The organism is Streptomyces sp. NPDC031466, assembly GCF_055581265.1.
This window is the reverse complement of record NZ_JBVIJT010000003.1, coordinates 277,779-294,749: the sequence shown is the minus strand read 5'-3', so window position 1 is coordinate 294,749 and position 16,971 is coordinate 277,779. Positions and strand designations below refer to the sequence as shown.

Here is a 16,971-nt window from a genome sequence, read left to right as displayed (position 1 = left end):
CCTGTCCTGCCCCGTCGGGCGGGTGTGTATCCAGGCCACGGCCGTACGCCCATGACACCGCGCACACGTCACTCCCGCCCGCGCTGGCCCCCGCCCGGGTGAGCGAACGGGTCCCCCCGCGCCGTCGCGGCGAAGGCCCGCCCGGTTGTCGCCGATCGGCCCGGGCGTGTGCCGCCGCCCGCGGTGCGGGTGGGACCGGGCCGGCGGAAAGGGCCGACGGGGCAGGTCACCGGGCCGCCGGAAGGGGACGTCGGCGCAGGTCAGTGGATCGGGTCAGCCGGCCACGGAGGCCAGTTCGTGTTCCAGGCCGCGGCCCTTCGTCTCGACCAGCGCCGCCGCCACCTCCGCGAGTTTGCGGTTCGTCGTCTGGGAGATCCGGCGCAGCACCGCGAACGCGGCGTCCGCCTCGCACCCCAGGACGTGCATGACGATGCCGCACGCCTGGTCCACGACGGGACGGGTGCGCAGGGCCGTGCCCAGCTGGTCGAGTTCGCTGAGGGCGGCGCGGTAGTACCGGTCGCGCGCGAAGCTCGCCGTGGCGAGGTCGCCGAGGGCCCGCACGGGGCCGTGCGGCACGTCGTCCAGGGCGCCGGGGCGGAAGCCGAACAGGGTCAGGGTGACCGTGAGCCCGGCGCGCCGGAAGGGCAGGGTGACGCTGGACCGCACACCGGAGTCGAGGGCCATCGCCCGGTACTCGGGCCAGCGTGCCTCCCGTAGCAAGTCCCCGGAGTCGACCGGCGCCCCGCGCTCCTCGGCGGCGGGGATGGGCCCCTCCCCCGAGCGCAGCTGCACCGAGACGAGCCCGGCCAGATCGGGGTGGGTGACGGCGGCGGGGCGCTCGTCGCCGCCGTCGGTGACCGTGGTGCTCGCGCCGCAGCACGCGGGGGCGCAGCGCTTGGCCTGTTCGGCGAGTTCGGAGAGCCTGCGGCCGGGGAACGCTGATTCCGGTCGGAGCAGATCCGGGTCCGGCAAGGGCGCCATGGGGTGTTCCTCCTCTCCGCTTCGGCTTCCCCTCCCGCCCTCCGGAAAACGGCCCGGGCGATAGGTTCAGCACATGTCTCACACGGAGGAATTCGGTGAAGAGCTCGCGGATTTCGTGCGCCGTGTCGCCGAATTGAAGTCGGCCCGTTCCGTGCCGCGGGAGGACCTCGGCACGGTGCTCGACGCCGCGCTCTTCGAACTCGACCACGTCGCCGACCGGTTGTGGCCCACGTACGAACGCCTCAGCGCCGGCGGCCACCGCGGCACGGCGTCGGACAGGGACGAGGAGCGGCTGCTGCGGGCCCTCTTCCAGCGGCTGCCCCTGCCGGTGGCGCTGATCGACAGGGAGACCGTGATCCGGCGGATGAACGTCGCGGGCACGGCGCTGACCGGGGTCCGCGCCGGTTTCGCGGCGGGGCGGCCGCTGACCGGGTTCCTGGTGCACGCCGACCGGGTCGCGTTCCGTTCGCAGGCCGCCGCGGTCGCCCGGGGCGAGGGTGACCGCAGCCTCGTCGTCCACCTCCAGCAGAGCCCCGCCCTGCCGGTACGCGCCACGCTCAGCGCGCTGCGCCCCGGCACCGAGCCGCGTACGGCGGTCCTGGTCGTGCTGCAGCCCGAGACGACCCGCGCACAGCAGCCGCCGCCCGCGCAAAGGCCCGCGCCCGACCTCGGTGAGGTGACCCGGCACGCGGCCCAGCTCGACCTGGCGGACGCGATGACGACGGCGCTGCTCACGGCCCCCGCCGGCAGCCGTACGGCCGTCCTGGAACGGGCCGCGGCCGTGCTGCACGGACGGTTCGCGGACTGGGTGATAGCCGACGACGGGGCCGACCGCCCCCGGCGTACGACCGTCCTCGGCCCGCCGGGCGCGCCGGTCGACGAGGTACGGGCGCAGGAGCCGGCCGCGTGCCCGCTGGTGGTCGAGGCGGCGCGCGGCGGCTCGTCGCTCCAGGTGCGCCCGGAGGATCCGGACGCCTTCGGCAGGGACGCGACCGGCGCGCACGTCCTGGTGCGGGCCGAGGTCACGTCCCTGCTGTGCGTGCCGCTGGCCGCCCGCGCGGACGCTCCCCCGGAGGGCGTCCTCACGCTGTTCCGGTGCGGTGCCCGGCTCGCCTTCTCGCTGGCCGAGGCGCGGGCGGTCGATGTGCTGTCCCGCCACCTGGCGCTGGCCCTGCGGGGCGCCGGCGGGGTCTGAGGTGCCCGAGGTCAGGCGGCGTCCCGCAGGACCTGGTCGCGCAGCCGGTCGCAGCAGCGGTTGATCAGCCGGGAGACGTGCATCTGCGAGATGCCCATCTCGTCGGCGATGCGGCTCTGCGTCATGTCGCCGAAGAACCGCATGTACAAGATGGTGCGTTCCCGCTCCGGCAGCTGCTCGATGCGGGGCCTGACCGACTCCCGGTCGACGACGACGTCGAGCGCGGGGTCACAGCCGCCCAGGGCGTCGCTGAGGGAGTAGCCGTCCTCGCTGCCGGGGAGTTCGGCGTCCAGGGAGAGTGCGGTGAAGCTCTCCAGCGCCTCCAGGCCGGTCCTCGCGTCCTCCACGCTCATGTGCGCGTGCTCGGCGATCTCGGCGGTGGTGGGGGCGCGCCCGGAGACGGTCTGCGAGAGGTCCTGGCGGGCGAACCGCACGCGGTTGCGCAGGTCCTGGACGCGGCGCGGCACGTGCAGGGTCCACATGTGGTCGCGGAAGTGCCGCTTGATCTCGCCGGTGACGGTCGGGACGGCGTAGCTCTCGAAGGCGGTGCCGCGCCGCGGGTCGTAGCGGTCGACGGCCTTGACGAGGCCGAGGGCGGCGACCTGGCGCAGGTCGTCGAGGGACTCGCCGCGGTTGCGGAACCGGCCCGCGAGGCGCTGGGCCATGGGCAGCCAGGCCTGGACGACCTCCTGGCGCAGGGCGTCCCGCTCGGGGCCGTCGTCCAGGTCGACGAGGCGTTCGAAGGCCTCGGTGGTGTCCGGTGCGTCGTCGTGCGGGTGGCGCCTGTTCCTGGCCGGTGCGGCGGTGCTTCTGGGCGGTACGGCGGTGCTCGTGTGGGAACGCATGGCGCGTCGCAACTCCCTTGGGGGTGCCTGGGGATGGACGGTCACCGTGGGAGTGCGTGGACGTCGGACCACGACGGGGACACACCCGGGGACGAGCGATGCGCCCACTCCCACGGACGTGCCTCCGGTCCGAAGCACTGTTTCTGCGCCTGCCCCGCGTGTGAGGGGCCAAACACTCCTGCTCCGGTCGTAGGTTTCTGACGGGTCCCGCCGGACACCCGGAGGTGACCGCCGATCCCCGATCCCTCCGGAGGGTTCCCTCATGAGCGTCAAGGTCGCCGACCACATCCTGGAGAGGCTGCGCGCCTGGGGGGTCGAGCAGGTCTTCGGCTACCCCGGGGACGGCATCAACGGCCTGCTCGCCGCGTGGGGCAGGGCGGAGGACCGGCCGAGGTTCGTGCAGGCACGGCACGAGGAGATGGCGGCGTTCGAGGCGGTCGGGTACGCCAAGTTCGGCAAGCGCCTCGGCGTGTGCGTGGCGACGTCCGGGCCGGGCGCCATCCACCTCCTGAACGGTCTGTACGACGCGAAGCTCGACCATGTGCCGGTGCTCGCCATCGTCGGCCAGACGAACCGCAGCGCGATGGGCGGCTCGTATCAGCAGGAAGTCGACCTGCACACGCTGTTCAAGGACGTGGCGTCCGACTTCGTGGAGACGGTGACGGTCCCCGAGCAGCTGCCGAACGTCATCGACCGCGCGATCCGCACCGCGTACGCGCGCCGCTGCCCGACCGCCGTGATCATCCCCGGCGACGTGCAGGAACTGGACTACTCGCCGCCGCCGCACGAGTTCAAGATGGTGCCCTCCAGCCTGGACCGCAGCGGCTGGACGGCGCTGCCCTCGCCGACGGCCCTGGAGCGGGCCGCGGAGGTGCTGAACGCCGGCGACAAGGCGGCCATCCTGATCGGCCAGGGCGCGGCCGGCGCGCGCGCCGAGGTCGAGGAGATCGCGGAGCTGCTCGGCGCGGGCGTCGCGAAGGCGCTGCTCGGCAAGGACGCGCTGAGCGACGAGCTGCCCTACGTCACCGGTTCGATCGGTCTGCTCGGCACGCGCCCGTCGTACGAGCTGATGCGGGACTGCGACACCCTCCTGACGATCGGTTCGAGCTTCCCCTACGCGCAGTTCCTGCCGGAGTTCGACTCGGCGCGCGCCGTGCAGATCGACATCGACCCGCACATGGTCGGCATGCGCTATCCGTACGAGGTGAACCTCGTCGGCGACGCGCGGGCGACGCTGCGCGAGCTGATCCCGCTGATCGACAAGGAACGGCGCGCGGTCACCCGCGAGTGGCAGGAGGAGATCCGCGCGAACGTCCGGCGCTGGAACGAGGTGATGGAGCGCAGGGCCGAGCAGCCCGCCGACCCGGTGAACCCGGAGTACGTGGCGCGCGCCCTGGATCCGCTGCTGCCCGACAACGCGCTGATCACGTGCGACTCGGGGTCCGTGGCGAACTGGTACGCGCGTCACCTCACGATGCGCGGTGACATGCGGGCCTCGCTGTCGGGGACGCTCGCCACGATGGGGTGCGGTGTGCCGTACGCGATCGGGGCGAAGTTCGCGCATCCCAACCGGCCCGTCATCGCCCTGGTGGGTGATGGCGCGATGCAGATGAACGGCATGGCGGAGCTGATCACGGCCGCCAAGTACCGCCACCGGTGGGACGATCCGCGGCTGATCGTCGCGGTGTGGAACAACCAGGACCTGAACCAGGTCACATGGGAGATGCGGGCCATGGGCGGCGCCCCCTCGTTCCTGCCCTCGCAGGCGCTGCCGGATGTGCCGTACGCGGAGTTCGCGCGCTCCATCGGGCTGACCGGCATCCGGGTCGAGCGTCCCGAGGACGTCACGGCGGCCTGGCGGGCCGGTCTCGAGGCCGAGGGGCCCGTGGTCCTCGACTTCCGCACCGACCCGGCGGTGCCGCCGATCCCGCCGCACGCGACGTGGGAGCAGATGGAGGCGACGGCGGAGTCGGTCCTCAAGGGCGACGCGGACCGCTCCTCGATGGTGCGGCAGGGGCTGAAGGCGAAGGTGCAGGAGTTCCTGCCGGGATCGGGCAAGAAGGGCAAGGCATAGGGGGTTCGAGGCATGGCCCACCGGGACAGGGGTACTGCGGGCTGGGTCACCCCGGCGAACCTCTGCCGATCTCACGCAGGAAGGGCTCAGCCATGGCCGAATTCGTAAGGGACGTCATGACGCCGGGTGTGGTGGCGGTGCGCCCCGACGCCTCACTCGTCGAAGCGGCGCAGCTCATGCGCGCCCAGGACATCGGGGATGTGCTGGTCGCCGCCGACGGCCACGTCCTCGGTGTGCTCACCGACCGGGACATCGCGCTGCGCGCCGTGGCCGACGGGGCCGATCCGCTGACCGTCAGCGCCCAGGCCGTGTGCACGCCCGACCCGGTGGTGGTGGCGCCCGGGGACGCCGTGGCGGACGCGGTCGATCTGATGCGCGACCACGCGGTCCGCAGGCTGCCCGTCGTGGAGGACGGCCACCCGGTGGGCATGGTGAGCCTCGGCGATCTGGCGCTGGCGCAGGACCCGACGTCGGCGCTGGCGGACATCACCCGCGCCGACCCGGACAGCTGGCCGGGGATCCACCAGGCCTGAGTCCGGACGTCCGTCCGCCGCCCCGCACCGTCTCAGGCGGTGCGGGCAGGGGCGGCGTCAGGTCGAGGTGGCGAGGCGCAGGGGCGACATGTCGCCGGGCGCCGTGCCGGCGGCGGCCCCGGGGTTCTCCCGGGTCCACCATGCGGCGTCGCCGTCCTCGATGTAGCGCAGCAGGATGCCTTCGCGCAGCGCCCAGGGGCAGACGGTCAGCACTTCGAGGCCGGTCAGTTTCATCGCCGTGTGCGCCACCACCGCGCCGGCCAGGCACTGGCCCGCGCGGGCCGCGGAGATCCCCGGCAGCTGCGCGCGCCGCTCGGCGGGCAGTCGCGCCAGTTCCTTCAGGGCCGCGCCCAGCTCCACGCGGCCCAACTCGCGCTGCACGAAGGGGCCGTAGCGGCCCGGGGCGGCGCCGCACAGCCGGGCGAGCTGCTGGAACGTACGCGAGGTGGCGACGGCCGTGTGCGGCATCTCCCAGCGGATCCGCGCGGCCACGTCCCGCAGCTGGTGGCGGACCTGGCGCCGGACCGCCTTGATGTCCCGCTCGCGCGGCGGGTCCTGCCCGTCGAAGAAGTCCCGCGTCAGGCGGCCCGCGCCCAGCGGGAGCGAGGCCGCGTAGTCCGGGAGCCTGCTGCGCCCGAAGGCCACCTCGAAGGTCCCGCCGCCGATGTCGAGGAGCACCAGCGGCCCGGCGCGCCACCCCATCCAGCGGCGGGCGGCGAGGAACGTCAGCTCCGCCTCGGCCTCGCCGGTCAGGGTGCGCAGCCTGAGCCCCGTCCCGGCCTCCACGGCGTCGAGCACCTCGGCGCGGTTCGGCGCGTCCCGCACGATGGAGGTGGCGAAGGCGAATGGCTCGGCCACGCCCCACCGCTGGGCCTGGACGCGGATGTCGCGCACCGCGTCGACGAGCCTGCGGACCGGCTCCTCGCCGAGCCGCCCGTCGCGCTCCACGTCCTCGGCGAGCCGCAGCCTGCGCTTGACCGTGTGGACCGGCAGCGGCACCTGCCCGTCGGCATCCGCCACGACGAGCCGCACCGTGTTCGACCCCACGTCCACCACGCCCACTCTCATGGCAGGTCGGTTACCCCGATGTGAACGAAAGGAATCGGCCGCAGGGCGGCGCGGGGTCCCTGGTCACGCCCGGCGCCCGACCAGAGCGAGCAGTCTGCTCTGCGCGTCGGCGCCCGGCGGCGGCTCCAGCGGCGGATCGAACAGGCCGCTCTTCGCCAGTTCCGCCGCGTACGGTTCGATCTCCCGCACGGCGAAGTCGACCAGGTCCCCGGGCAGCGTCTCGTCGGCGCCGATCGCGCGGGACAGGTCCCAGGCGTGCACCACCAGGTCGGTGGTCATCTGGCCGCAGTAGAAGGTGGCGGGGGTCTCGCCGAAGGAGAGGTGGACGGCGCGGTCCAGGGCGTGCGGCGCGCGGAACGCCGCGCGGGAGGCGGCGGCGGCCGTCTCCCAGGCGGCGACCGGGTCGGAGCCGAGCAGGTCGCCGTCGAAGGTGTCGCCGACGTCGTCGACCGTGGCGCCGTCGCGGACCAGCGGCGGCACCCACAGCTGTTCGGACACGAGGTGGTTGACCAGGTCGCGCACGGTCCAGTCGGTGCAGGGGGTGGGCGCCTGCCACTGGTCGTCGCGCACGGCCCGCACCCGGTCGGTGAACAGGTCGAGGGCCTCGCCGTGCCGGGCCAGTACGGGTGGGCCTGTGCGGTCGTGCGCAGAGCCGGCGGGCGGGTCGGTGCGGTCGTCCGTCATGAGTCCGCGTTCCCCCTCTCCCGCGCCCCTGAGCGGGTCCGCCCGGGGGCGACCGACCGGCGGGGGTGACGGCGCAGGTACTCGCCCTCCAGTTCCGCCATCCGCTCGTCGTGGGTCCGCAGGGCGTCGTCCGAGCCGTGCAGCAGGGTGGTGTGACGGGTCCGGTGGATGGCCTCAAGCTCCTTGATGAGCTGCTGGTCGTCCAGCTGACCCGGGTCGACTCCGTTGCTCATGGATCGCTCCTCGTCGCGTCGCTCCGGTGCCCCCCGGGTACCCGCTCGGCGCGTACTACCCCAGGATGCACCGGCTCCGCTCCGGGCGCGCGGCCGCGCGCCCGGCACCGAGCGGCGGCGCCCGGCGGCCCTGGTGGCTAGCGCGTGCGCTCCACGCGGCGCTCGTCCCAGACCGGCTCCGGGGTCTCCCGCACCCGGCCGTCGCTGCCGAAGACCAGGTAGCGGTCGAAGGAGCGGGCGAACCAGCGGTCGTGGGTGACGGCGAGGACGGTGCCCTGGAAGGCTTCGAGGCCTTCCTGGAGGGCCTCGGCCGATTCCAGGTCGAGGTTGTCCGTGGGCTCGTCGAGGAGCAGGGCCGTGCAGCCTTCCAGCTCCAGGAGGAGGATCTGGAAGCGGGCCTGCTGCCCGCCGGAGAGGCGCTCGAACTTCTGCTCGGCCTGGCCGGTCAGTTCGTAGCGCCGCAGCCGGGACATGGCGGCGCCGCGGTCCTGCGCGTGCTCGCGCCACAGGATGTCCAGGAGGGTGCGGCCCGCCAGCTCCGGGTGGGCGTGGGTCTGCGCGAAGTGGCCGGGCACGACGCGCGCGCCGAGCTTCCAGGTGCCGGTGTGGGCGACCGGGTTGTCCGTGTCTCCGGCGAGCAGGCGCAGGAAGTGCGACTTGCCGGAGCCGTTCGAGCCGAGGACGGCGACGCGCTCGCCGTAGAAGACCTCCAGGTCGAAGGGTTTCATCAGGCCGGTCAGTTCCAGGCCCTGGCAGGTCACGGCGCGTACGCCGGTGCGGCCGCCGTGCAGGCGCATGGTGATGTCCTGCTCGCGGGGCGGTTCCGGCGGCGGGCCCGCCTCCTCGAACTTGCGCAGCCGGGTCTGCGCCGCGTGGTAGCGGGAGGCCATCTCATGGCTGACGTCGGCGGCCTGGCGCAGCGTGCGCACCAGCTTCTTCAGCTGCTCGTGCTTCTCGTCCCAGCGGCGGCGCAGTTCCTCGAAGCGGGCGAAGCGCTCCTTGCGGGCCTCGTGGAACGTCCCGAAACCGCCGCCGTGCACCCACGCGTCGGCGCCGCCTGGGCTCTGCTCGACACTGACGATCTTCTGCGCGGCGCGGGCGAGCAGCTCCCGGTCGTGGGAGACGAACAGGACGGTCTTGCGGGTCTCCCTGAGCCGCTCCTCCAGCCAGCGCTTGCCGGGCACGTCGAGGTAGTTGTCCGGCTCGTCGAGGAGCAGCACCTCGTCGGAGCCGCGCAGCAGGGCCTCGAGGACCAGGCGCTTCTGCTCGCCGCCCGAGAGGGTGCGGACCTCGCGGAACTGCGCCTTGTCGTAGGGGACGCCGAGGGCCGCGGTGGTGCAGATGTCCCACAGCGTCTCGGCCTCGTAGCCCTGCACCTCCGCCCAGTCGGACAGCGCCTGGGCGTAGCTCATCTGGGCGGCCTCGTCGTCGACCGTCATGATGGCGTGCTCGGCGGCGTCCACGGCCTTCGCGGCCGCCCGGATCCTCGGGTGGGAGACGGAGACGAGCAGGTCGCGCACGGTGCTCTCGTCGCGTACGGAGCCGATGAACTGCGGCATCACGCCGAGGCCGCCGCTCACGGTGACGCTGCCGCCGTGCGGCTGGAGCTCGCCGGAGATCAGCCGCAGCAGCGTGGTCTTGCCCGCGCCGTTCGCGCCGACCAGGGCGACGACGGAGCCCTCGCCGACCCGGAAGGAGACATCACCGAGCAGCGCCCGCCCGTCCGGCAAGTAGTACTCGAGGTGCGCGGCTTCCAGATGTCCCATGGGCGGGATTGTCCGTGCCGGGACGCCGTCACGGCAAACCGGTTTCCCCGGCGGTGGTGGCGGCGACCTCGGCGGGTACCCGCAGCGTATGAGCACAGATGCCTTCCACCCACCCCAGGACGGCCTGCGGGCCCGGCTGCTGGCCCTCGACAGCCGTGTCTTCGACGCGGTCGCCTCCCGGCACTGGCCGGGGGGCGACCGCTTCCTGCCCCCGCTGAGCCGCAGCGCCAACCACGGGCTGCTGTGGTTCGCCGCGGCCGGGGCGATCGCGGCGACCGGTACACCGAGGGCCCGGCGCGCCGCCGTGCGCGGGGTCGCCTCGCTCGCGTTGGCCTCGGCGACCATCAACACGCTCGGCAAGCGCTCGGTGCGCCGGGCCCGGCCGCTGCTCGACTCGGTGCCGCTGATGCGGCAGCTGAAGCGGCAGCCCATCACCACGTCCTTCCCCTCGGGCCACTCCGCCTCGGCGGCCGCCTTCGCCACCGGGGTGGCGTTGGAGTCGCGGGCGTGGGGTGCCGGGGTCGCGCCCGTCGCGGGGGCGGTCGCACTGTCCCGCGTCTACACCGGCGTGCACTTCCCCGGCGACGTCCTCGCGGGCGCCGCCCTCGGCGTGGGCGCCGCCTTCGCGGTGCGCGGCCTCGCCCCTACCCGTACCCAGCTGCCGGCCCCGGGCAGGCCGCGCGCCGACGCCCCCGCGCTGCCGGGCGGCGCGGGCCTGGTGCTGGTCGCGGAGGCCGGGGCACGCGTCGACGAGCGCACGCGGGTGCTGCGGGACGCCCTGCCGGGCGCCGAGGTCGTCGTCTGCGAACGCGCCGACCTGGCCGAGGAGCTGGAGAAGGCGGCGGGCCGCGCGCGGGCGCTCGGGGTGTGCGGCGGTGACGGCTCCGTGAACGCCGCGGCCGGTGTGGCCCTGCGGCACGGCCTGCCGCTCGCGGTACTGCCCGGCGCCGCGCCGGGGCACTTCGCGCACGACATCGGCGTGGAGGAGCCGCGTGACCTGTGCCGTGCCGTGGAGGCGGGCGGTGCGGTCTCGGTCGACGTGGGCCGCTTCAGCGCGGTGGACCCGGCCGACGCGGGGACGCGGACCGAGGGGATCTTCCTCAACACCTTCGGCGTCGGCGTCCACCCGGAGCTGGTCCGCCGCCGCGACCGCTGGGCCCACCGCCTGGGCGAGCGGCCCACGGCGGTCCTCGCCGCCCTGCGGACGCTGGGTTCGGCGCCGGAGCCGATGACCGCCGAGTTCCGGGGCCGCCGGCGTCCGCTGTGGCTGCTCGTCGCGGGCAACGGCACCCACCACCGGTTCGGGCTCGGCCCCGGCCGGCGGCTCGATCTGGCGGACGGGCTGCTGGACGTGCGGGTCGTGCACGGCGGCTGGACGCACGGCTCGCGGCTGCTCGCCGCCGCTCTCACCGGGCCCGCGGTGCGCTCCCCCGCGCACGCGGCGGTGCGGGTGCGCGAGCTGCGGGTGGACGACGTCGCCCCGGGCACCGTGGTGGCGTACGACGGCGAACTCACCCAAGTGCGGGGGTCGTTGACGCTCGACAAGCTGCCGGAGGCGCTGACCGTCTACCGCCCGCTCCCGGCCACCGACTGACCGGCGGACGGCCCCCCGGTTGACCACATAGTGATACGCGGGTCTCATCATTCGGCATGGCGGCGTACGGTTCGGCGTACCGCGGCACCACCCGCGACGAACCAGGAGGAGTACCGCCATGCCGAAGGAGACCGCCGTCTACACCCACGGGCACCACGAGTCCGTGCTGCGTTCCCACACCTGGCGCACCGCCACCAACTCGGCCGCGTACCTCCTGGGTTCGCTGGAGCCGCACATGAAGGTCCTCGACATCGGCTGCGGGCCGGGCACCATCACCGCCGATCTGGCCGAGCTGGTTCCCGAGGGCCATGTCACGGGCGTCGACCACGCGCCGGGCATCCTCGACACGGCGCGCGCGACCGCCGCCGAACGCGGCCTGGACAATGTCGACTTCGCCGTCGCCGACGTACACGCCCTGGACTACCCCGACGACACCTTCTGTGTCGTCCACGCCCATCAGGTGCTCCAGCACGTGGGCGATCCGGTGCGGGCGCTGAGCGAGATGCGGCGGGTGTGCAGACCCGGCGGCGTCATCGCGGCCCGCGACGCGGACTACTCGGCGATGACCTGGTATCCCGACTCACCGGTCCTCGACGACTGGCTGGACCTCTATCTGCGGGTGGCCCGCGCCAACGGCGGCGAGCCCGACGCGGGCCGCCGCCTCAAGTCCTGGGCGCTGGCCGCCGGCTTCACGGACATCTCCGCGAGCGCCGGCACCTGGTGCTACTCCTCGGAGGAGGAGCGCACCTGGTGGAGCGGGATGTGGGCGGACCGCACGGTCGCCTCCTCCTACGCCGAGCGCGCGGTGGCGACAGGCCACGCCGACGCGGGGCAGCTCAAGGACATCGCGGCGGCCTGGCGGGCGTGGGGCGACCAGAGGGACGGATGGTTCGCGGTGCTGCACGGCGAGATCCTCTGCCGCAAGTAGCGCCCAGCGCGCGCCGGCGTGTCAGTCCCTGGGCAGCAGCGGGCCCAGCGGTCCGAGGTCCAGGTTCAGGTCCTCGGGCCGCAGTCCGTAGCGGTCGCGCAGCTCGGCCATCCGGTCCTCCAGGAGCATCAGGGTCAGCCCGATCCGCTCCTCCTGGTCCTCACTCAGGTCGCCGGTGTCGAAACGGCGCACGGCCTGGCGCTCCATGAGCTGGCGCAGCAGCTCGATGACGGTGAGGACCAGCTTGACGAGGTCCCGTTCCACCGTGTCCGGGTCCAGGTCCATCCGCTTGCGCTCGGCCCCGCCCGTGTCCGCGAGGTCACCGGTCTCCATGGGTCACTCCAATTCCGGCCACGGTGAGGGCACTTGCTCGTTCACCGAGCTGATCAGGGCGTTCAGGTCGATGCGTACGAGGTCGACATCCGCGATCCGCAGCGTGATGTCCCCCTTGATGACGACCCCGCCCGCGAGAAGGCGGTCGAGCAGGTCGACCAGAGCTATTTCACGGCGCTCGACGACCGTCATCGCGGGCGCTCCGTTCCCGCGTCGGTCGACTGCTCGGCGCCCGGGTCGTCGGCGGTGAAGGAGTAGGCCGCCCAGGGGCCCGTCAGCTCGACGCGCAGGTCCGAGGACTCCCGCTCCTCGTCCTTGGTGCCGTCCACCAGCTCCACGAACTCCTCGGAGTGCGCGCGCGGCACCAGGTAGGCGGCGTTGAGGATGTTCCGCCCGGGTGCCTGGGAGAGGGAGGAGTTCTGCGGGGCGTGCAGCCGGGCGTCGTCGGCCCGCCGGGAGAGCTTCTCGTGCAGGTTCCGGGCGAAGGCCTCGGCCCGCTGCCAACTCTCCTCCTGGGCCGTCTGCCGGTTGCGCCGCTGGCGCAGGTAGTCGCGCCCGGAGCGCGGCTTGTCGGGCGCCGGCGTCCGTGCCGAACCCTCCTGTGCGGGCTCCGCGCTCTCCAGGTGGACCTTGACGCCCCACTCCACGCAGCCGTCGATCCGCTCCAGCACCCGCCGGAAGCGGTCAGCGCCCTCCGCCAGCATGGCGCGTACGCCGCTGTCGTCCCGGAAGACGGTCCCGAGCCGCAGCGGCAGCGGGCAGGTGACACTGGTGAGCGCGGCGATCACCCGCTGGTGGGCGCGGGCCGTCTCGGAGAGCCAGTCCAGGTCCTCCAGGTGCCTGCGCAGCGGCTCCTCGGCGAAGTCCCGCTCCGGCACCGGGCCCACGAGGGCGACGAGGCCCTCGTGGGCGAGCTGCCGGGGCGGCACGCCGCCGACCCCGGTCAGGTCGGCGGCGAGCGGCGCGTCCAGCGGACGGCAGACCGCGTAGACGTAGCGCAGTTCCTCAGTTGCGAGGCTCACGTGACTCCTCCTCGGCGGGCTCCAGGGTGCCCTGGGCCTCCAGCTCCTCCAGCCGGCGCCGCAACTCGGCGTTCTCCTGTGCCAGTTCCTTGTGGCGGGCCCCGGACGAGAGCGCCGGGTCCTGCTCCCACCAGTCGATGCCCATCTCCTTGGCCTTGTCGACCGAGGCGACGATGAGGCGCAGCTTGATGGTGAGCAGTTCGATGTCGAGCAGGTTGATCTTGATGTCACCCGCGATGACGATGCCCTTGTCCAGGACCCGTTCGAGGATGTCGGCGAGGTTGGCCCCTCCGCCACTGCTGCCGTAGGGGCCGGGCAGTCCGCCTCCGGGGGTGGCGGTCATCGACGGCTCCGTCCGGAGTCGGCGGACTCGCGCCGCTCGTCCTCGTCGACGTCCTCATCGTCCTCGAGGTCGGCGTCCTCGTCCTCGTCCACGATCTCGGCGTCCTCGACCTCGTCCTCATCCTCGTCGGCGTCGGCGTCGGCGTCCTCGTCGAGTTCGTCGTCGTACTCGGCCTCCGGCTCGCCGTCGCGTTCCTCGTCGAACTCCTCGTCCTCTTCGCCGGGGTCGTGGTGTTCGTCGTCCTCGTAGTCGGCCTCGCCCTCGGGCTCGTCCTCGTACTCCGCCTCGGGCTCGTCCTCGCGGTCGTCGTCCTCCTCGTCGTACTCGGCCTCGGACCGCGGCTCGTACTCGTCCTCGGGCCCCTGGTCCTCGGAGTCCTCGACCTCGTCGGTCTCGGCCTCCTCCTCGGCCGCGGCGTCTTCATGGGTGCGCACGACCTCGCCGTCGCGGATCTCGCCGCGCCAGCCGTCGCTCGCCTCGCCGCGCATCGAGATGTGCCGGGCGAAGTTCTTGAGGTCGAGGCGGGCCCTGCGGCCCTGGGCGCGCCAGATGTTGCCGGTCTTCTCGAAGAGGCCCTTCGGGTAGTACTCGATGACCAGCAGCACCCGGGTGAGGTTCTCCGCGAGCGCGTGGAAGGTCACCACGCCCTTGGTGGACCCCTTGGCGCCCTCCGACGTCCAGGTGATCCGCTGGTCCGGCACCTGCTCGGTGGTGTGCGCCTTCCAACTGCGGCTGGACCAGAAGACCTTGAGCTTCCAGTCGGTCTCCGTGTCGTTCGCCGCAGTGGCGCTCTTGACGCCCTTGGTGAAGGTGGAGAACTCCTGGTACTGGGTCCACTGGTCGTATGCCTCTCGGACCGGGACACCGACGTCGACGAACTCCAGGATGACCGTGGGCTGCTGACCCCCGCCGCCCTTCTTGCGCTTGCCGCCGAGCCCCTTCAAGGTGTCGGTCACCTTGTCCTTGAGGTGACTGCCGCCCAGTTCGAGCGCGCCGCGCACCGGGCCCTTGCCCTCGGCGAGCTTCTTGCCCGCCTGTGCCGCGAGCTTGCCGAATCCGGGGCTCTTGCCGTCCGCGATGTCGTTCAGCTTGACGGTGGCGTCGCCGAGGCGGTGGCCCACGCCGACGAGCACGCGCTCGACCTGGGCCATGAGGTAGGCCTGCGCCTCGTCCTTCAGGCGGTCGGCGGCGGGGCTGCGCGTGATGTTGCTCAGCGGTGACTCAGCCACGGTCGCCTCCCTTCGCCCTGCCGCCCGAGGCGGTCCTGCGGGCCGCGGACGTCGTCTTCTTCTGGGCGGTCTTGCTCTGGGCGGTCTTGCTCTGGGTGCTCTTGTTCTGAGCGGTCTTCTTCGCGGGGGCCTTCTTCGCGGGGGCCTTCTTCGCGGTCGCCGCGGTCTTCTTCGCCGCCGACTTCGGGGCGGACTCCGCGTCCGTCCTCGAGCCGGCCCGCGACCCGGACTTCCGCGCGGCCGGCCGCTTGGCCGCCGTCTTCTTGCGCTGCCGCGGCGCCTCGTCCTCGTCCCGCTCGGCGCCGTCCTCGGTGTCCTCGGCTTCGGGGTCCTCGTCGTCCTCGTCCCGGTCGGTGCCCTTGACGTCGTCCGGCACCACACCGGCTATCCGGTCCTGGACGCCGAGGGTGCGGTCGTGCAGACGGTCGGCGAGGCCTTCGAGCTGCCGGTTCAGGAGCGAGCCCGTGGCCGCCTTCCCCACGCCCCGCAGGTCCTGGCGCAGCTGATCGCCGATCTCCTTGAACTGCGGGTTGTTGTCCAGCTGCTGAGTCACCAGTGACCCCAGCGCCTTCGGGCTCAGGTTCAGCCGCTTGCCGGCGACCATCGTGCCCACGGCGAAGGCGAACTTCGCCTTCTTCGTGCGGCCGAGGACGTACCCGGCGCCCACGGCGAGGCCCATTGCCAGTCGGTTCATTGTCTGAAGTCCTGTCCTGTGCTGTGCTGCAGCCGGTCGAGGAGCTGGTCCTCGGCCTGCTCGAACTCGTCCTCGTCGATCTCGCCCGCCTCCAGGCGCTCCTCGAGGCGGGCGAGTTCCCGACGGATGGACGAGGGGTCGTAGTACTGCCGCTCCGCCTCGTCGACCACTTGCCGCAGCACCCACATGGAGCCGCGGGCCGGGGCCAGAGGCAGCATCAGCAGTTCACCGATCAGTCCCATTCCGTCACTTCCGTCACGTCCGTCACTCCGCGGGTTGAGCGGGTCCCGGGTCGACGAAGCTGTACGGGGGCAGCGGTCCGTGCACCTTCAGCTCCAGGTGCGGCTGGGCGGTGCGCAGCTCCTCCACCGCGGTGAGCAGGCCCTCGGACGACTTGCGGCTCACCAGGAACGAGATGTTGGCGAGCCAGCCGGTGCCCTCGGGACCCTCGGCGACCGCCTCGGCCGCCGGTTCCAGGGCGCGCCGCACCTCGACGCCGTCACTCGCCTCCCGGGCGCGCACCGCGGACGTGACCGCCTCACCGAGCTTCAGCTTCTGCTCGTGGCTGCCGCCGCCCTGGCGCTGGCTGGCCTCCACCATGGCGCGCAGCTCCGGGTTCTCCGCGAGGACCTGGTGCAGCACGGCCTGCTCGTTGTGCGAGGCCTTCACGTTGTACTCGACCTTGCCGTCGAGGGTGCGCAGCCGCTCCGCGTAGTGGTCGGCGCGCTCGCCGAGCACGGATACGACGGTGTCGTCGTCCGGGGCGAGGCTGCCGAAGCGCATCGGGAGCACAGAGCCCGCGGCGCCGGCCTCCGACAGCACGTTCTGGTGCGCGAGCAGGTCGCGCCGCTTGGGCTTGAGGTCCTCGGGGGCGTCACTGACAATGGCGGCGAGTTCACCCTGCTTCAGGATGCGCACGGGGCACGCCGGCTTCCCGATGCCCTCCATGCCGTCGGGCAGGGCGGGGTGGGAGCTGTGGGTGATGCCGTAGACGTAGGTGGTCACTCCTTCTCCTCCTTTCGGCGGGAGGTGGTGGAGCGCCGGGCGCGGGGACGTTCCTCGCTCTGGCGCTGGCCTTCCTCACGGGACTGCTTGAAGGCGTCCGATATCGTCTCGGCGGCTCCGGAGAGCGCGCCCTTGGACTTGCCCTTGGCGCCGGACTCGGTCATCTCGCCGACCAGGTCGGGCAGGCCCGGGTCCTTCTTCGGCCCGGATTCCAGGTCGAGGCGGTTGCACGCCTCGGCGAACCGCAGATAGGTGTCGACGCTCGCGACGACGACACGGACATCGACCTTCAGGATCTCGATGCCGACCAGTGAGACGCGTACGAAGGCGTCGATGACGAGTCCTCGGTCGAGGATGAGTTCCACGACGTCGTACAGGCCGCTGGAGCCGCCTCCGCCGCCGGACTGTTGTGCCGGGACCACGGTCATACCGACTGAGCCTCCT

General features: G+C 72.9%; 20 protein-coding genes. 5 read left to right on the top strand and 15 right to left on the bottom strand.

Annotated elements, in window-relative coordinates:
• Positions 1 to 273: 273 nt before the first annotated feature.
• A complete protein-coding gene (locus tag ACZ5GP_RS07335) occupies positions 274 to 981 on the bottom strand; it encodes an ANTAR domain-containing response regulator (RefSeq protein ID WP_468749861.1) in 708 nt (235 codons plus the stop codon).
• A gap of 73 nt (positions 982 to 1,054) precedes the next feature.
• Between ACZ5GP_RS07335 and ACZ5GP_RS07330 the strand changes: the two genes are divergently transcribed.
• Positions 1,055 to 2,176, top strand: coding sequence for a PAS domain-containing protein (locus ACZ5GP_RS07330; RefSeq protein ID WP_468749860.1), 1,122 nt, complete (start codon positions 1,055 to 1,057; stop codon positions 2,174 to 2,176).
• 11 nt (positions 2,177 to 2,187) lie between these two features.
• On the opposite strand, the gene ACZ5GP_RS07325 is transcribed toward ACZ5GP_RS07330, so the two are convergent.
• Entirely contained in the window at positions 2,188 to 3,021 is an 834-nt protein-coding gene (locus ACZ5GP_RS07325; RefSeq protein ID WP_468749859.1) for a SigB/SigF/SigG family RNA polymerase sigma factor, read from the bottom strand.
• Positions 3,022 to 3,283: 262 nt separating this feature from the next.
• On the opposite strand from ACZ5GP_RS07325, the gene ACZ5GP_RS07320 reads away from it, so the two are divergent.
• Entirely contained in the window at positions 3,284 to 5,095 is a 1,812-nt protein-coding gene (locus tag ACZ5GP_RS07320) for a thiamine pyrophosphate-requiring protein (protein WP_468749858.1), read from the top strand.
• A 92-nt stretch (positions 5,096 to 5,187) separates the two neighbouring features.
• Entirely contained in the window at positions 5,188 to 5,628 is a 441-nt protein-coding gene (locus ACZ5GP_RS07315) for a CBS domain-containing protein (protein ID WP_358589178.1), read from the top strand.
• 57 nt (positions 5,629 to 5,685) lie between these two features.
• Here the strand turns inward: ACZ5GP_RS07315 and ACZ5GP_RS07310 are convergent, their stop codons facing one another.
• From ACZ5GP_RS07310 to ACZ5GP_RS07295, 4 genes are all read right to left on the bottom strand, one after another.
• On the bottom strand, positions 5,686 to 6,696 hold the full coding sequence (locus tag ACZ5GP_RS07310; protein ID WP_468749857.1) for a Ppx/GppA family phosphatase: 1,011 nt from the start codon (positions 6,694 to 6,696) through the stop codon (positions 5,686 to 5,688).
• A 63-nt stretch (positions 6,697 to 6,759) separates the two neighbouring features.
• Positions 6,760 to 7,380 (bottom strand): TIGR03086 family metal-binding protein, encoded by a 621-nt coding sequence (locus tag ACZ5GP_RS07305; protein WP_468749856.1) that lies wholly within the window; start codon positions 7,378 to 7,380, stop codon positions 6,760 to 6,762.
• A complete protein-coding gene (locus tag ACZ5GP_RS07300; RefSeq protein WP_468749855.1) occupies positions 7,377 to 7,613 on the bottom strand; it encodes a DUF6158 family protein in 237 nt (78 codons plus the stop codon). Before ACZ5GP_RS07300 ends, ACZ5GP_RS07305 begins: the two co-directional genes overlap by 4 nt.
• 137 nt (positions 7,614 to 7,750) lie before the next feature.
• Positions 7,751 to 9,379: an ABC-F family ATP-binding cassette domain-containing protein gene (locus tag ACZ5GP_RS07295; RefSeq protein ID WP_468749854.1), complete on the bottom strand. Its 1,629-nt coding sequence runs from the start codon at positions 9,377 to 9,379 to the stop codon at positions 7,751 to 7,753.
• Positions 9,380 to 9,467: 88 nt separating this feature from the next.
• On the opposite strand from ACZ5GP_RS07295, the gene ACZ5GP_RS07290 reads away from it, so the two are divergent.
• Together ACZ5GP_RS07290 and ACZ5GP_RS07285 are read left to right on the top strand one after the other, a co-directional pair.
• The gene (locus tag ACZ5GP_RS07290) at positions 9,468 to 10,973 is read left to right on the top strand and encodes a phosphatase PAP2 family protein (RefSeq protein WP_468749853.1); all 1,506 of its coding nucleotides are present in this window, start codon (positions 9,468 to 9,470) and stop codon (positions 10,971 to 10,973) included.
• Positions 10,974 to 11,091: 118 nt separating this feature from the next.
• Positions 11,092 to 11,901: a class I SAM-dependent methyltransferase gene (locus tag ACZ5GP_RS07285; protein WP_468749852.1), complete on the top strand. Its 810-nt coding sequence runs from the start codon at positions 11,092 to 11,094 to the stop codon at positions 11,899 to 11,901.
• A gap of 21 nt (positions 11,902 to 11,922) precedes the next feature.
• Here the strand turns inward: ACZ5GP_RS07285 and ACZ5GP_RS07280 are convergent, their stop codons facing one another.
• Genes ACZ5GP_RS07280 through ACZ5GP_RS07240 form a run of 9 tightly spaced genes read right to left on the bottom strand, consistent with a single transcriptional unit; the run spans position 11,923 to position 16,955 of the window.
• Entirely contained in the window at positions 11,923 to 12,234 is a 312-nt protein-coding gene (locus ACZ5GP_RS07280; protein ID WP_468749851.1) for a gas vesicle protein K, read from the bottom strand.
• 3 nt (positions 12,235 to 12,237) lie between these two features.
• On the bottom strand, positions 12,238 to 12,426 hold the full coding sequence (locus ACZ5GP_RS07275) for a gas vesicle protein (RefSeq protein WP_030789793.1): 189 nt from the start codon (positions 12,424 to 12,426) through the stop codon (positions 12,238 to 12,240).
• Positions 12,423 to 13,256: a GvpL/GvpF family gas vesicle protein gene (locus ACZ5GP_RS07270; protein ID WP_468749850.1), complete on the bottom strand. Its 834-nt coding sequence runs from the start codon at positions 13,254 to 13,256 to the stop codon at positions 12,423 to 12,425. The genes ACZ5GP_RS07275 and ACZ5GP_RS07270 overlap by 4 nt, the downstream gene beginning before the upstream one ends.
• The gene (locus ACZ5GP_RS07265; protein ID WP_468749849.1) at positions 13,240 to 13,599 is read right to left on the bottom strand and encodes a gas vesicle protein; all 360 of its coding nucleotides are present in this window, start codon (positions 13,597 to 13,599) and stop codon (positions 13,240 to 13,242) included. Before ACZ5GP_RS07265 ends, ACZ5GP_RS07270 begins: the two co-directional genes overlap by 17 nt.
• A complete protein-coding gene (locus ACZ5GP_RS07260) occupies positions 13,596 to 14,828 on the bottom strand; it encodes an SRPBCC family protein (protein WP_468749848.1) in 1,233 nt (410 codons plus the stop codon). Before ACZ5GP_RS07260 ends, ACZ5GP_RS07265 begins: the two co-directional genes overlap by 4 nt.
• Positions 14,821 to 15,522, bottom strand: coding sequence for a DNA primase (locus ACZ5GP_RS07255; RefSeq protein WP_468749847.1), 702 nt, complete (start codon positions 15,520 to 15,522; stop codon positions 14,821 to 14,823). Before ACZ5GP_RS07255 ends, ACZ5GP_RS07260 begins: the two co-directional genes overlap by 8 nt.
• A complete protein-coding gene (locus tag ACZ5GP_RS07250; protein ID WP_358586234.1) occupies positions 15,519 to 15,764 on the bottom strand; it encodes a gas vesicle protein GvpG in 246 nt (81 codons plus the stop codon). Before ACZ5GP_RS07250 ends, ACZ5GP_RS07255 begins: the two co-directional genes overlap by 4 nt.
• 22 nt (positions 15,765 to 15,786) lie before the next feature.
• Entirely contained in the window at positions 15,787 to 16,527 is a 741-nt protein-coding gene (locus tag ACZ5GP_RS07245; protein ID WP_468749846.1) for a GvpL/GvpF family gas vesicle protein, read from the bottom strand.
• On the bottom strand, positions 16,524 to 16,955 hold the full coding sequence (locus ACZ5GP_RS07240; RefSeq protein WP_468749845.1) for a gas vesicle structural protein GvpA: 432 nt from the start codon (positions 16,953 to 16,955) through the stop codon (positions 16,524 to 16,526). The genes ACZ5GP_RS07245 and ACZ5GP_RS07240 overlap by 4 nt, the downstream gene beginning before the upstream one ends.
• Between the last annotated feature and the right edge of the window lie 16 nt (positions 16,956 to 16,971).